The sequence below is a fragment of the Acidiphilium sp. 34-64-41 genome (genome assembly GCF_002282635.1).
GTDB lineage: Bacteria > Pseudomonadota > Alphaproteobacteria > Acetobacterales > Acetobacteraceae > Acidiphilium > Acidiphilium rubrum.
In genome coordinates this window covers 148678-163423 of sequence record NZ_NCJX01000001.1, presented here as the reverse complement: position 1 = coordinate 163423, position 14746 = coordinate 148678, and the positions used below count along the sequence as shown (strand labels likewise).

At 64.8% G+C, this 14746-nt stretch carries 14 protein-coding genes and 1 pseudogene; 9 read left to right on the top strand and 6 right to left on the bottom strand.

Annotated features, from left to right (window positions below):
• Positions 1-9: 9 nt before the first annotated feature.
• The 4 genes and pseudogenes from ftsA (at position 10) to rsgA (ending at position 5167) form a co-directional block, all read left to right on the top strand.
• Entirely contained in the window at positions 10-1317 is a 1308-nt protein-coding gene (gene ftsA / locus B7X49_RS00775) for a cell division protein FtsA (protein WP_286702401.1), read from the top strand.
• A 93-nt stretch (positions 1318-1410) separates the two neighbouring features.
• Positions 1411-2986, top strand: a pseudogene (gene ftsZ / locus B7X49_RS00770) (cell division protein FtsZ).
• A 56-nt stretch (positions 2987-3042) separates the two neighbouring features.
• Positions 3043-3870, top strand: coding sequence for an ion channel (locus B7X49_RS00765; RefSeq protein ID WP_286702399.1), 828 nt, complete (start codon positions 3043-3045; stop codon positions 3868-3870).
• A gap of 232 nt (positions 3871-4102) precedes the next feature.
• Positions 4103-5167 carry a ribosome small subunit-dependent GTPase A gene (gene rsgA, locus B7X49_RS00760; RefSeq protein WP_286702398.1) on the top strand — a complete coding sequence of 355 codons (1065 nt, stop codon included), beginning with the start codon at positions 4103-4105 and terminating at the stop codon, positions 5165-5167.
• A gap of 271 nt (positions 5168-5438) precedes the next feature.
• Here rsgA and gltA read toward each other — a convergent pair whose 3' ends face one another.
• Positions 5439-6749, bottom strand: a complete 1311-nt coding sequence (gene gltA, locus B7X49_RS00755) for a citrate synthase (protein WP_029314079.1) — start codon at positions 6747-6749, stop codon at positions 5439-5441.
• Between the two features lie 135 nt (positions 6750-6884).
• Positions 6885-7412 (bottom strand): histidine phosphatase family protein, encoded by a 528-nt coding sequence (locus tag B7X49_RS00750; protein WP_286702397.1) that lies wholly within the window; start codon positions 7410-7412, stop codon positions 6885-6887.
• Positions 7413-7508: 96 nt separating this feature from the next.
• Here B7X49_RS00750 and B7X49_RS00745 point away from each other — a divergent pair, with 96 nt between their 5' ends.
• Genes B7X49_RS00745 through B7X49_RS00730 form a run of 4 tightly spaced genes read left to right on the top strand, consistent with a single transcriptional unit; the run spans position 7509 to position 11206 of the window.
• On the top strand, positions 7509-8228 hold the full coding sequence (locus B7X49_RS00745; RefSeq protein WP_286702396.1) for an SDR family NAD(P)-dependent oxidoreductase: 720 nt from the start codon (positions 7509-7511) through the stop codon (positions 8226-8228).
• A 17-nt stretch (positions 8229-8245) separates the two neighbouring features.
• Positions 8246-8881, top strand: a complete 636-nt coding sequence (locus B7X49_RS00740) for a DUF6134 family protein (protein WP_029314074.1) — start codon at positions 8246-8248, stop codon at positions 8879-8881.
• 7 nt (positions 8882-8888) lie between these two features.
• Entirely contained in the window at positions 8889-10442 is a 1554-nt protein-coding gene (locus B7X49_RS00735; RefSeq protein WP_287994667.1) for a cryptochrome/photolyase family protein, read from the top strand.
• Entirely contained in the window at positions 10439-11206 is a 768-nt protein-coding gene (locus tag B7X49_RS00730; protein WP_286702394.1) for an SDR family NAD(P)-dependent oxidoreductase, read from the top strand. Before B7X49_RS00735 ends, B7X49_RS00730 begins: the two co-directional genes overlap by 4 nt.
• Position 11207: 1 nt before the next feature.
• Here the strand turns inward: B7X49_RS00730 and B7X49_RS00725 are convergent, their stop codons facing one another.
• From B7X49_RS00725 to B7X49_RS00710, 4 genes are read right to left on the bottom strand one after another with little or no spacing between them, the layout of a single operon-like run.
• Complete coding sequence (locus B7X49_RS00725; protein ID WP_286702393.1) at positions 11208-11432, bottom strand: hypothetical protein; 225 nt, start codon at positions 11430-11432, stop codon at positions 11208-11210.
• A 2-nt stretch (positions 11433-11434) separates the two neighbouring features.
• Complete coding sequence (gene dut, locus B7X49_RS00720; protein ID WP_286702392.1) at positions 11435-11899, bottom strand: dUTP diphosphatase; 465 nt, start codon at positions 11897-11899, stop codon at positions 11435-11437.
• Entirely contained in the window at positions 11896-13110 is a 1215-nt protein-coding gene (gene coaBC / locus B7X49_RS00715) for a bifunctional phosphopantothenoylcysteine decarboxylase/phosphopantothenate--cysteine ligase CoaBC (protein WP_286702391.1), read from the bottom strand. The genes dut and coaBC overlap by 4 nt, the downstream gene beginning before the upstream one ends.
• Entirely contained in the window at positions 13098-13850 is a 753-nt protein-coding gene (locus B7X49_RS00710) for a class I SAM-dependent methyltransferase (RefSeq protein WP_029314067.1), read from the bottom strand. The genes coaBC and B7X49_RS00710 overlap by 13 nt, the downstream gene beginning before the upstream one ends.
• Before the next feature lie 28 nt (positions 13851-13878).
• Between B7X49_RS00710 and mutM the strand changes: the two genes are divergently transcribed.
• Entirely contained in the window at positions 13879-14706 is an 828-nt protein-coding gene (gene mutM, locus B7X49_RS00705) for a bifunctional DNA-formamidopyrimidine glycosylase/DNA-(apurinic or apyrimidinic site) lyase (RefSeq protein WP_029314066.1), read from the top strand.
• The last annotated feature ends 40 nt before the right edge of the window (positions 14707-14746 follow it).

Genomic DNA, 14746 nt, shown 5'->3' with positions numbered 1-14746 from the left:
GACCGCGCCATGAACGACATGTCGAGGCGTGCCGCGCTGCCATCGCCAAAAGGCGAGGGGCGGCCTGACAACGCAAGGCCGCGGCCCGCGCGATCCGGCCCGTTCGGCGTGCTCGATATCGGTTCGACCAAAATCGCCTGCCTGATCGGCCGTGCGGAATCCGATGGTCGGCTGCGCGCGCTGGGGTTCGGCTGGCAGAAGGGCAGCGGCATCAAGGCGGGCGGCATCGTCGATCTCGATGAGGCCGAGCGCAGCATCCGCGCTGCCGTCGGTGCGGCGGAAGACCAGGCGGACATGCGGTTGAAATCGGTCGTGGTCAATCTGTCCTGCGGCCAGCCGCAGTCGCGGTTGTTCAACGTGCAATGGCCGATCGATGGCCGCGCCGTCACCGGCGATGATATCCGCCGCGTCGTCCGCGAAGCGCGCGCCCGTGCTTCGACCGAGGGGCGCGGCACCATCCATGTCCTGCCGCTGAACTTTGCGAGCGACGAGACCGGCGGCGTCGCCGATCCGCGCGGCCTGTACTGCGACACGCTGACGGCGCAGCTTCATGTTGTTGATGCCGCCTCCACCGCGATCAAGACCATGACCGCCTGCCTCGAGCGGTGCGAGCTTGAAATATCGGCGATGGTTTCCGCCCCCTTCGCCGCCGGCCTCGCCACTCTGGTGGCAGACGAACGCGAGCTTGGCGCCACCGTGATCGATATGGGCGGCGGCACCACCACGATTTCGGTGTTCGCCGAGGGTCATCTGCTGCACACCGCCCAGCTACCGATCGGCGGCATTCACGTCACCAACGATGTCGCCCGCCTGCTGTCCACCCAGGTTGCCCATGCCGAGCGGTTGAAAACCCTGTTCGGCAGTTGCCAGGAAAGCCCGGACGATGTGCGCGAACTGCTGCACGTGCCGCTGGTCGGCGAGGCGGAATATCAGCTCGCCAAAGTGCCGCGCAGCGCGCTGGTTTCGATTATCCGCCCGCGCCTTGAAGAGATTTTCGAACTGGCGCGCGACCGGATCGAAACCTCCGGCCTCGGCCGCGCGGCCGGCGGGCGCGTGGTGCTGACCGGCGGCGCCGCACAATTGGTCGGCGCGCGTGAACTCGCCGCGCATATCCTCAACCGGCAGGTCCGGCTCGGCCGCCCGTTCGGCGTGATCGGCCTGCCGGATGCCGCGACCGGGCCCAATTTCGCCACACTGATCGGGCTCCTGGCGTTTGCCACCGGCGATGGCCAGACCATGCACGATCTCGACTTCACCACCGAGACGCCGAGCGGCACCGTTGGCCGCATCATCAATTTCCTCAAGCGGCGCCTCTGACATGACGCACCGCCCCCACGCCGCAACCCCTCGTTCACCCGCCCTTCGCGCGATCGCAAAACGCATAACGCCCGCCTGCCAGGAGACATAATCATGACGCTCAACCTCATCCCCCAGAAAACCAGCCACACCGATTTCACCCCTCGCATCACCGTCATCGGTGTCGGCGGCGGTGGGACCAACGCGGTCAACAACATGATCGCGCTCAATCTGCCCGGTGTTGATTTCGTGGTCGCGAACACCGATGCGCAGCAATTGATTCTCTCGCGCGCCGAACGCCGCATCCAGCTTGGCCCGCACATCACCCAGGGCAACGGCGCTGGCGGCCGGCCGGAAGTCGGCAAGGCCTCCGCCGAGGAAGCCGCCGAGGATCTCGCCCGGCACCTCGATGGCGCGCACATGGTGTTCATCACCGCCGGCATGGGCGGCGGCACCGGCACCGGTGCGGCGCCGGTGATTGCCCGCATGGCGCGCGAACGCGGTATTCTCACCGTGGGCGTCGTCACCAAGCCGTTTTCCTTCGAAGGCAAGCGCCGCCTGAAATCGGCCGATGAAGGCATCACCGAACTGCAGAACTACGTCGATACATTGATCGTCATTCCGAACCAGAACCTGTTCAAGAATGGCCGACCATGTGCTCTACATGGGCGTGCGCGGCGTGACCGATCTGATGGTCGTGCCCGGCATGGTCAATCTCGACTACGCCGACATTCGTTCGGTGATGTCGGAAATGGGCAAGGCGATGATGGGCACCGGCGAGGCCGAGGGCGAAGACCGCGCCATCCGCGCCGCCGAGGCCGCGATTTCCAACCCGCTGCTCGAAGACACCAACATGAAGGGCGCGCGCGGCCTGCTGATCAATATCACCGGCGGTTCCGACCTCACCCTGTTCGAGCTTGACCAGGCGGCCAATCGCATCCGCGAGGAAGTCGACGAAGATGCCAACATCATGGTCGGCATGGCGCTCGATGAGAATCTCGGCGGCCGGGTCCGCATTTCGGTTGTCGCCACCGGCATCGATTCCGCCGCACCGGCGCAGTCCGAACGGCCGAAACTGGTCGCCATGGGCGGTGGTGGCGGTGTCATGAACGATGCGGTCGCCAACATCAGCACCGGTCAGCACCAGCAGCCTGTTCTGAACGTGGTTCCCTCCAGCCCGATGCAGCAGCAAGCGGCCCAGCAGGGCGCAGCGCACCCGATGCAGCATGCACCGCAACAGGTGCCGATGGCCGCCACCCAGGCTGGACATATCCAGGCGGCACACACCCAGGCGATGCACGCACAACCGATGACGCAGGGCGAACCACCGATGCGTGCGCCGATCTCGGCTCCCGCCGCCTATCGCGATGCGCCCCGGGCCGCCGAACCGGCGCGCAAGGCGAGCCTGTTCAGCCGCATGACCAACGGCTTCCGCGGTGCCGCGGCCCCGCAACCGATGCCGACCGAAGCCCCCCGCCAGGAGCCGCAGCAGCACGCCTACGTGATGCCGCAGGAAGCGGCACCGCAACACTACCAGGCACCGGCCCCGCAGCAACACCAACCGGCACCGGCGCCGCATGCCGCCGTCGCGCCGGTGCAGCAGAGCGAACCACGCCCGGCCGTCCGCCTCGCCCATAACGAGGAAATCGGGATCGACATCCCCGCCTTCCTCCGCCGCCAGCAGTCCTGACGCTCCGTCCACCCAGACGGCGCCCGCGCAAAACGCCGGCGCCGTTCTCGGCGGAAATGCTCCGCCGGATCGAACGGCGCGGCCTCGGCCGCGTCGGCTTTTCCGACCTGTTCCACGCGCTGATGACCATGCGGCTGGCCACCCTGGTCGGCCTGCTGGCACTCGGCATCGTGGCGATGAATTTCATGTTCGGCACGATCTACTGGCTGATCGGCGGCATCGGCGGTGCCCAGCCCGGCAACTACGGCGATGCCGTGTTCTTCTCGGTGCAGACCTTCTCGACCACCGGTTATGGCGTGCTCTACCCCAAGACCATCCTGGCCAATTCGGTCGCCAGCGTCGAAATCATCACCGGCCTGCTTTCCACAGCACTCGCCACCGGCCTGCTGTTCGCCCGCCTCTCGCGGCCGCAGGCGCGTGTGATGTTCTCGAAAATCGCCGTCATTCACCCGGTCAACGGCGTCCCCACGCTGATGTTCCGCGCCGCCAACCGCCGCCGCAACGCCCTGACCAACGCGGAAATGACGGTCGCCATGACCCGCGACGAAATCGACCCCGAAGGCAACAATCTGCGCCGCCTGCTCGACCTCACTCTGGTGCGCGACCGCTCGCCCGCCTTCGCGCTGTCCTGGTCGGTCATGCATCGCATCACCGAATCCAGCCCGCTCTACGGGCTCGATGCCGAAGCCCTGGCGCGGGAGCACTGCATCTTTATCTGCGTCCTCACCGGCCTCGACGACACGCTGCTCTCGACCGTCGCGACCCGCCATATCTATAACTTCACCGATATCAAATTCGGCGCCCGTTTCGTCGATATTTTCGATCGCGCGGCCGATGGCAGTTTCGCGATCGACTACACCCGGTTTCATGATTTGGAAGAATAAGGACGGGCTGCCTCGGTCGTGCAGAAAAGAAGTGCCGCCGACAGACCTTTATCCTCGACATCCGCCGCCAAACGGTCCATCTGAAACGAGTACCAACCCAGGCAACCGGAGGGCAGCATGACAGTCATTGTGAACCGCCCCGACGCTCTGCGCGTCGCCCGCCCCCGCGCCTGACGCGTACCGACCGGACGCTCAGGCCCGCCTGCCGCTATCCTCACGGAGCCTGATCGAAATGACCGATCTCGACCATCTCGGATGGAGCGAAACCCTCGCTCAATCCTTCGCTGACATCGCCGAACCCACCCACATCGCCGGCCGCATCATCGCGCATCACCGCGGCCATTATGAACTCGCCTACGCCGGCGGCACCATCCGCGCCCAATGTGCAGGGCGGATGCGCCATCGCGACACCGACCTCGGCCTGCCCGTGGTCGGCGATTTCGTCGTCGCCCGCCTCGAAGGCGGTGGTGCGACCATCGATGCCGTGCTGCCCCGCCGCACCAAATTCGCCCGCGCGGTCGGTGACCTGACCCGTCACGACGTCGCCAAAGGCGAACAGATCATCGCCGCCAATATCGATTACGTCTTCATCGTGACCGGTGCCGATGCCGATTTCTCGACCCGCCGCCTCGAACGCCTGCTCGGCGCCGCCTATGGCTCCGGCGCCGTCCCGATGATCGTGCTGACCAAAATCGACCTCGGACTCGCCCCACCGATGATCGACCAACTCGCCATCGAAGCCCCCGGCGTCGCCGTCCACCTGGTCTCCAACGCGACCGGCGAAGGCATCGCCGCCCTGCGCGCCCTGATCCGCCCCGGCGAAACCGCCCTGCTGGTCGGCTCCTCCGGCGTCGGCAAATCCAGCCTGGTCAACCGCCTGCTCGGCACCGACCGCCAGGCCACCTCCATCACCGATGAAAACGGCCGCGGCCGCCACACCACCACCAGCCGCGACCTGTTCGCCCTCGATGGCGGCGGTCTCATCCTCGATACCCCCGGCATCCGCGCGATCACCCAATGGCAGACCGAAGGGCTCGACGACGCCTTCGCCGACATTACCACAATCGCCACACACTGCCGGTTCTCCGATTGCCGGCACGAAGCCGAACCCGGCTGCGCCGTTCAGGCCGCCATCGCCGACGGCACGCTCGAAGCCCACCGCCTGACCGATTACGCCAAACTCGATCGCGAAATGGCCCACCTCGCACGCCGCGGCGATAAACGCGCCGAAGCCGCCCAACGACGGAAATGGGCCAAAACAACCCGCCAGCGGCGCACAAGCGACGTCGCGCCCTGATGGCGATGGGTGGGGTGATGCTGGGAGAAAGCAAGGCCAGGGGCTCTGCCCCTGGACCCCGTTAAAGGCGGAGCCTTTAAAATCCATTAGTTTTAGGCAAGGGGAGGGCGACCCAGGCCAGATAGACGGAACCACCGAGGCAGCGCCCTCCCCTTGCCTAAAACTAGCGGGTTCTAAGGGCTCCGCCCTTAGTGGGGGTCGAGGGGGCGTAGCCCCCCGCCTTACTCGCTCCGAGCGGCACCCAACCGGTCGGCACCAGGGTGCCGCGCGGCTACGCTCGCGCGGCGATGGCGACGTAGTCGCGTTGTGGGGCGCCGGTATAAAGCTGGCGTGGGCGGCCGATGCGTTGCTGGGGATCTTCGATCATTTCCATCCATTGGCTGATCCAACCGGTGGTGCGGGCGAGGGCGAACAGCGGGGTGAACATGGTGGTTGGAAAGCCCATCGCTTTCAGGATGATACCTGAGTAGAAATCGACGTTCGGGTAGAGTTTGCGGCTGACGAAATAATCGTCATCGAGCGCGATTTTCTCGAGTTCCATGGCGAGGTCGAGCAGAGGATCGTTCTTGATGCCGAGTTCGCCGAGCACTTCGTAGCAGGTCTGCTGCATGATTTTCGCGCGCGGGTCGAAGTTTTTATACACCCGGTGGCCGAAACCCATCAGTTTGGTATGGCTGCTCTTGTCTTTCACTTCGGCGATGAATGCCGGGATGTTCTTTTTATCACCGATTTCACCGAGCATTTTCAGCACGGCTTCGTTGGCACCACCGTGAGCGGGGCCCCACAGCGCTGCAATGCCGGCGGCGATGCAGGCGAACGGGTTGGCGCCGGTCGATCCGGCGAGGCGCACGGTCGAGGTCGAGGCGTTTTGTTCATGATCGGCGTGCAGGATCAAGATCCGGTCCATCGCCCGTTCGAGGATGGGGTTTTTGCGGTACGATTCGGCCGGCACCGCGTTCATCATGTACAAAAAATTCTCCGCGTACGACAAATCGTTGCGCGGATACATGAACGGCTGACCGATCGAATATTTATACGCCCAGGCCGTGATGGTCGGAATTTTCGCGATCAGCCGGAACGCGCTGATCTCGCGCTCGCGCGCATCGTTGATGTTCACACTGTCGGGATAGAACGCCGACATTGCGCCGACCACGCCGCAGAGCACCGCCATCGGGTGCGCATCACGCCGGAAGCCTTCCCAGAACCGGCGGATCTGCTCATGCAGCATGGTGTGCATGGTCACGCCGTGGTTGAACTCCTCGAACTGCGCCGCGTTCGGCAGGTCGCCATACATCAGCAGGTAGGCGACTTCCAGAAACGTCGATTTTTCAGCGAGTTGCGCGATCGGATAGCCCCGATACAGCAGCACGCCCTCATCGCCATCGATATAGGTGATCTTGCTTTCGCACGACGCCGTCTCGCCATAGCCGGGATCGAAGGTGAAGATTCCGGCCTGGGCTTGCAGCTTGCGTATATCGGCGACCTGCGGCCCCAATGTGCCGGACAGCAGCGGCAGCACCGCCGTCGTGTTGCTGCCTTCGATGGTGATGGTGGCTTGGCTCGGTTTGGCGCTGGCGCTCATTGGCATGGTCCCTTGGGGCGATCGGGACGGTGCGTTGTGTCCCATCGCGCATTTGATCAAACGATACCGGCTAAAACTTAAGCGAGTGTAAATCGAACCCGCATCATCGCGCAACCTTCGCGCATGCAGCATAAATCATCGCGTGGTGGGCGGATCGATCACCCGCTGCAATCGCACGCCCGCGGCCCGCAGGTCGCGCCAGGGCGTCAGCACCAGGAAATCCGCCAGCCGCGCGGTCGGAAATCCCTCGTTTAACGCGATGTGCGCGGCCGAGGGCGCGGCCCTTGCGCCCGGCGCGCCCGCCGCAAGGTCCAGCGCCAGATCGTGCAAGCCGGGATTATGGCCGATGATCATCACGCTGCGCACCGTCTCGCGCAGCCCTTGCAGAATTTCGAGCAGGCGGGCTGGAGGCGCCATATAGAGCGCGTCGAGCGTTTCGATATTCGGCTGATCGTCCCAGAACGCGACGCAATCCAGCGTGTCGCGCGTGCGCCGTGCCGAGGAGACCAGAACCACGTCCGGTTCCAGCCCCAGGCTGCGCGCGAGGCTGCGCATCCGCAGCGCGGCATCGCGGCCGGCAGGGCTCAGCGCCCGCATATGATCGGGTTCATCGTCGCGGGCACGTTCGGCCTTGGCGTGGCGCATCAGAATCAGCTGGTGCATGAAGCTCTTTCGCGAATTTTACCGTAGTCATGTTTATGAGCCTGTGTGACCTCGCGATAAAGAGCGGCCACCCCATTTATATAGGCGGAGGTACGCATGTCTGATCCAATCGTTATTCTCGGCGCCACCGGCGGCGTCGGTGCTGCACTTGCGCGCACGCTGGCGGCGCGCGGCGCCGATCTGCATCTCATCGGGCGCGATGGCGCGGCGCTTGCGGCGCTCGCAACCGAGCTCGGTGCGCGCCACGCAATGGCCGATGTCACCGATGATGCTGCCCTCACCGCCGCGATCGCCGCGGCGGGTCCCCGCATCGCGGGTCTCGCCTATTGCGTCGGCTCGATCGTGATGAAGCCGCTGAAACGCGCGACCGTGGCCGACTTTGCCGATACCTACGCGCTCAACGTCATCGGTGCGGCCCGCGCGGTCGCGGCGGCCGAGGTGGGTCTGCGCGCCACCGGCGGCGCCGTCGTGCTGTTTTCCTCGGTCGCGGCGCGTGCCGGATTTCCCAACCACACCGTCATCGGCAGCGCCAAGGCGGCGGTCGAGGGTCTGGCGATCGCGCTGGCCGCCGAACTCGCACCGGTGCGGGTCAACTGCATCGCGCCCAGCCTGTCGCGCACCAAAATGGCCGCCGGGCTGACGGGCAACGAGGCGATGGCGAAAGCCATCGCGGCACAGCACCCGATTCCCCGCCTTGGCGAAGCCGAGGACAGCGCCGCCCTCGCCGCATTCCTGCTCTCGGCCGATGCCGGCTGGATCACCGGCCAAATCATCGGCGTCGATGGCGGGCGCGGCATCCTGCGCACCAAACCCTGACGGAAAGGACGAACCGCATGCCACCATCGATCGATCGCCGCAGTTTCATCGCCATGGCTGCCGCCGTGGCGATTCCGTTGCCGCGCGGCAACCGGCTCTCGTTCGATGTGTTCCGCAACGGCAGCAAGGTGGGCGAGCAACACCTGCGCTTCATCGATGCCGGCGATATGCTCACGGTCGATAATCACGTCGAATTGAAGGTGGGATTGCTGGCGATCCCGCTGTTTCGCTACACCGCACATATCGTCGAGCATTGGCGCGATGAACAATTCGTCTCGGCCACCAGCGCCATCGATGACAACGGCACCCCGCATCAATTGTTCGTCGAACGCCAGACCAGCGGCGTCGTCATCCAGGGCAATCGCACGCCGCGTTACGTCGCCGCCGCCAACGCGCTGCCGCTCACCTACTGGAACAAGGCAATGCTGAACGGCCCGATGATCAACATGCAGACCGGCCATACCGATACCCCGACCATCGCGAAAATCGGCTGGTTCAAACTGCCCGCGCTGCCTGGCGGAACCGTTACGGCCCAGCAATATAAACTCACCGGCCCGATCCGGCTTTCGGTTTATTACGATCAGAAAAACATCTGGTCCGGCCTTGCGTTCGACCATAAGGGCCATATCACCTACAAGCCCGTCCTTGGCTGATCGCGCCATGCCCCAAAGCCTCACTGCCGCCTTGCGGGTCATCCTGGGCGATCAGTTGTCGCGCGGCATCGCCAGCCTCGCGGACATCGATCCGCAGAGCGATGTCGTCTTGATGGCCGAGGTGCTGGGCGAATGCACCTACGTACCGCACCACCCCCAGAAAATCGCCATGATCCTCGCCGCGATGCGCCATTTCGCCCAGGCCCTGACCGCCCGCGGCATCAAGGTGCGCTACATTCCGCTCGATGATCCGGACAACACCGGCACCTTGTCCGACGAGGTTGCCCGCGCCGTCCACGCCCTGCACCCAACCCGCATCATCGCGACCGAACCCGGCGAGTACCGCGTGCGCGAGGCGATGCGCAACTGGTCCGCCGAAACCGGAATTCCCTGCGAAATCCGCGAGGATACCAGATTCCTTGCAACCGCCGATGAATTCGCCCAATGGGCCGAAGACCGCAAGCAGCTGCGCATGGAGTTCTTCTACCGCGTGATGCGCCGCAAACATCGCATCCTGATGGAGGGCGAAGAACCGGTCGGCGGCCGCTGGAATTTCGACAGCGAAAACCGCAAATCCCTGCCTGAAACCATCGAAATCCCAACCCCGCTCCGCTTTGCCCCCAGCGCCGAAACCACCGCCGTGATCGATCTGGTCGCGGCGCGCTTCGCGGGCCATTACGGTACGCTGGACCGGTTCGATTACCCGGTCACCGCCCAGGATGCCGAGGCCGGGTTCGCCGACTTCCTGTCCCACCGCCTGCCCCAATTCGGCGACTGGCAGGACGCGATGGCCGCTGGCACACCCTACATGTTTCACGCCCTGGTCTCCGCACCGCTCAATCTCGGCCTGCTCGATCCGCTCGATCTGTGCCGCAGGGCCGAGGCCGAATATGCTGGCGGCCGCGCGCCGCTGAACGCGGTGGAGGGCTTCATCCGCCAGATCCTCGGCTGGCGGGAGTTCGTGCGCGGCGTCTACTGGCTGTATATGCCCGACTACGCAACGAAAAACGCGCTCGACGCCACGTTGGATCTGCCAGAATTCTACTGGACCGGCGACACCGCGATGCGCTGCATGGCCGATACCATCAGCCAGACCCTGCGCCACGCCTACGCCCATCACATCCAGCGCCTGATGATCACCGGCAATTTCGCCCTGCTCGCCGGCATCCACCCCGATGCGGTCGATCGATGGTATCTCGCGGTCTACGCCGATGCCTATGAATGGGTCGAAATGCCCAACACCCGCGGCATGGCGCTGCACGCCGATGGCGGCATCGTCGGCTCGAAACCCTATGCCGCATCGGGCGCCTATATCAACCGAATGAGCAATTACTGTGCAAAATGCAGCTACGATGTGAAGGACGCAACCGGCGCCCGCGCCTGCCCGTTCAACGCGCTGTATTGGGATTTCATCGCCCGCCACCAGGACCGCTTCGCCAACAACCCCCGCATGGCGATGCCGGTGCGCAGCTGGCGCGGCATGGCTGAGACGAAACGCATTGCCTTGCAGGCGCGCGCGGCGCATCTACGCAAAGCTCTTTCAGAAGGTGTGAAACTTTGAAAATCCCGAAACCCGCCGACGGCATCGTGTGGATCACCGGCGCATCCAGCGGCATCGGCCTCACTTTGGCCGAAGCGCATCTCGCGCGCGGCTGGACCGTCGCGGTCACCGCCCGGCGCGCAGAGCCGTTGCAGGCCCTGGCGGCACGGTTTCCCGGTCGGGTCATCGTGCAACCGGCCGATATCACCGATGCCGATGCGATCAACGCAGCCGTCGCCGCAATCGAGGCCGAGCACAAAATCGCCCGCGCCATCCTGAATGCCGGCACCTACGAGCGCGATACCGCCGAAACCTTCAGCGCCGCGCGCTTCCGCCGCCAGGTCGACCTCAATCTGACCGGCACCGCCATCTGCCTCGAGGCGATCATGCCGCGCATGATCGCGCGCAACGCCGGCCAGATCGGCCTGGTCGCCTCGCTCGCCGGTCTCGCCGGTCTGCCAGGCTCCGGCTCCTATTCCGCGACCAAGGCCGGGCTGATCGCGCTGGCGGAATCCCTCAAATTCGATCTGGACAAGCGCGGCGTCGCCATATCCGCCATCTGCCCCGGCTTCGTGAAGTCGCCGCTGACCGCGAAAAACACCTTCCCGATGCCGTTCCTGATGGAGGCGGATGCCGCCGCGAACACCATCATCAAAGGGCTCGACGCCAACACATTCATGATCGCGTTTCCCGAAGGATTGGCCCGGCCGCTGCGGATTTTGCGAAGCCTGCCCTACGGCGTGTTCTTCCCCCTGATTGCGCGCGGCACCAAGGGGCAGGATTAGATCACAGCGTAAACCGATCCTCGGCAGCCTCTTCGCTCTCACCGAACCGCCGTTCGGCGGTGTCGATTGCGGCGCGGATCGCGGTGAAAATCCGGGTGATCTGCTCGGGTGAAAAACTGTAATTGTTGCGGTTCGACAAATTACCGATTTTGCGAATCGCATCCAACGCCTCGTTGGTGCGGTTTTCGGCGAGTCGCTTGAATGCGTCGGATTTATCCCGTGCCATGATCAACCTCCTGTCAAAATATTCGTTCCGGTACTGCCAAAACCTTGTGCATCGCGCTCGGTCCGATCCAGATCGTCGGTTTCGCGCCAGGCAATCCGGCTCACCGGCGCCAGCACCGCCTGGGCAATCCGCATACCGCGCGTCACCGTGAAGGCGGCATCGCCGGCATTGAAAATAATGATCTGGATCTCGCCCCGATAATCCGCATCCACCGTACCCGGGCTGTTCGCGATCATGATACCCTGCTTGAGCGCCAGCCCCGAACGCGGGCGGATCTGCAATTCATGATCAGGCGGCAAGGCGATCGCCAGCCCGGTCGGCACCAGCGCGCGGGCGAGGGGGGCAATCACCATCGGCTCTGCATTCGCCGCCAACAGATCCATCCCGGCCGCGCCGGACGTGGCGTAGTCAGGCAACGGCAGATCGGCGCCATGGGGCAGGCGCTTGACTGAAACAACAACACTCATGAAAAAACCTCGATCATCCGGGAGACGAGCCGATCCGCGATTGCGGTCTTGGAAGCCCGCGCCCAGTGTTCTGCCCCATTTTTGTCGACCAGCACAACCTCGTTGGCCTCGCCACCCATCACGTCGGAACCCGCCCCGACATCATTGGCGATGATCCAGTCACACCCTTTGCGCGCAAGCTTCGCCGTCGCGTTGTCGAGCAGATGCTCCGTCTCGGCCGCAAAGCCGATCACCAACGTCGGCCGACCCTCGGTGCGGTGCGCAATGTCACTCAGAATATCCGGATTCTCGACTAACGAAAACTGTGGCGGCATGCCGGATTTCTTGATTTTCTGTTCCGACGTCACAACATACCAATCCGCCACCGCCGCACAGAACACGGCAATATCGGCCGGCAGTGCTGCCTCCACCGCCGCGTGCATCGCGCGCGCCGATTCGACATGCACGCAGGTCACGCCAGATGGATCGGCCACTGAAACCGGCCCGGTCACCAGCGTCACGCGCGCCCCCGCTGAAGCCAGCGCCCGCGCAATCGCGTGGCCCTGCCTGCCGGAACTGCGATTGGCAATATACCGCACCGGATCGATCGCCTCATGCGTCGGCCCGCTGGTCACAATCGCATGCCGCCCCGCCAGCGCGCCCGATCCGGCAAGGCGTGCCGCAATCGCCGCGAAAATCGCCTCGGGTTCAGCCAGCCGCCCCGGTCCGAATTCACCGCAGGCCATCGCCCCATCATCCGGCCCGATCACCGCGATGCCGCGCGCCGTCAATGTCGCGATGTTAGCGGTGGTCGCCGCGTGCTGCCACATCCGCACATTCATCGCCGGTGCCACCAGCACCGGCTTGTCCGTCGCGAGCAGCACCGTCGTTGCCAGATCATCGGCAATCCCGGCCGCCATCCGCGCCAGAATATCCGCCGAAGCCGGCACCACCACCAGTAAATCCGCACTGCGCGAGAGTTGAATATGCCCCATCTCGCTCTCATCGGTCAGCGAGAACAGATCAGTAAACACCCGATCCTCACAAAGCGCCTGCAACGACAGCGCCGTGACGAATTCCGCCCCACCCCGCGTCAGCACCACGCGCACGCCGATTGCGGCCTTGCGCAGCAAGCGGATCAGTTCGAGCGATTTATAGGCAGCGATCCCGCCACTGACGATCAGCAGAACCCGCTTGCCCGCCCCTGCGCCGCCTGCACTCAAATCCGCCATCCCGCATGGATCGCGGCAATCCCGCCCGTCAGGTTCCGGTAGGTCACCCGCGCAAATCCCGCCGCCCGCATCATCCCCGCCAGCGTCTCCTGATCGGGAAACATCCTGATGCTCTCGGCCAGATATTGATAAGACTCCCGGTCCCCGGCAACCCGCGCGCCGATCGCCGGCAGCGCCGCGAACGACCACCGCTCATACAACGGTGCTGCGACCGCTACCTGCAATTTCGAAAATTCGAGGCAGAAAAACCGCCCCCCCGGCTTGAGCACCCGCAGCGCCTCGCTCAGCACCCGATCCTTGTTGGTGCAGTTGCGCAAGCCAAACGCCATCGAAACCCGGTCCACCGTGCCATCCGCCACCGGCAGCGCCTCGGCATCGGTCACCGCAAAAGAAATCCCGCCGATCAGGCCGCGCTGCTCCGCGCGCTCGCGCCCCACTCCGAGCATCTGCTCATTGATGTCGGTCAACAAAACCGGCCCGCCCCCGCGCCGCCGCCACTGAAACGAAATGTCGCCCGTGCCGCCCGCCAGATCGAGCAACATGCGGTTCGGCCGCGGGTCCATCAGCGTGACGAAATCACGCTTCCAAAGCCGATGCACCCCCAGCGACATCAAATCGTTCATCACGTCGTATCGCCGCGCGACACTGTTGAACACATCGCGCACGCGCTGGCTTTTCGCACTGCGCTCGACGGTGGAAAACCCGAAATCGACGGTATCGCTGCTGCTGGTATCGGCCATGGCATCAGGCTATAGCGACAAAATCATCATGCCGGAACTCCCCGAAGTCGAAACCGTCATGCGCGGCCTCGCAGCCAGTCTGCAAGGCAGGCGCATTGCCGCCGCCCGCCTCGCGCGCGGCGATCTGCGCTGGGCCGTGCCGGATGGCTTCGTGCAGGCCATCGTCGGCGCGCGGGTCGATGCGTTTCGCCGGCGCGGCAAATACATGTTCATGCAACTCGACCGCGAGGTCTCGGTGCTCATCCACCTCGGCATGTCCGGCCGCATGACGATCGACCGCGACCCGCTACCCCACCAGCACCTCACCCTCACCACCGATCAGGGCGGCGTCATCGGCTTCGTCGATCCACGCCGATTCGGCGCGCTCGATCTGGTCGCCACCGCCGCGGAAGACAGCCACCGCCTGATCCTCGGCCTCGGCCCCGAACCCCTGCTGCCCACCTTCACCGCCCGCGTCCTCGGCGCCGCCCTCGCCGGCAAGGCAACCCCGATCAAATCCGCCCTGCTCGACCAATCCATCATCGCCGGCCTCGGCAACATCTATGTCAGCGAAGCCCTGTTCCGCGCCAAAATCAGCCCGTTCCGCCTGGCCGGCACACTCACACCCGCCCAGATCCGCAACCTCGTCAAAGCCATCCGCACCACCCTGACCGAAGCCATCGCCGCCGGCGGCTCATCCCTGCGCGACTACGTCCAGCCCTCAGGCGAACTCGGCTACTTCCAACACGCCTGGAAAGTCTACGGCCGCACCGGCCAACCCTGCGAACGCTGCCCAGGCCCACCCCACTGCACAGGCATCGAACGCGCCACCCAAGCCAACCGCTCCACCTTCTGGTGCAGGCGCACGCAGGCCTGACGCACGATGCCGGCCGGCTTGGGGTGTGGCGCTTGAAGCC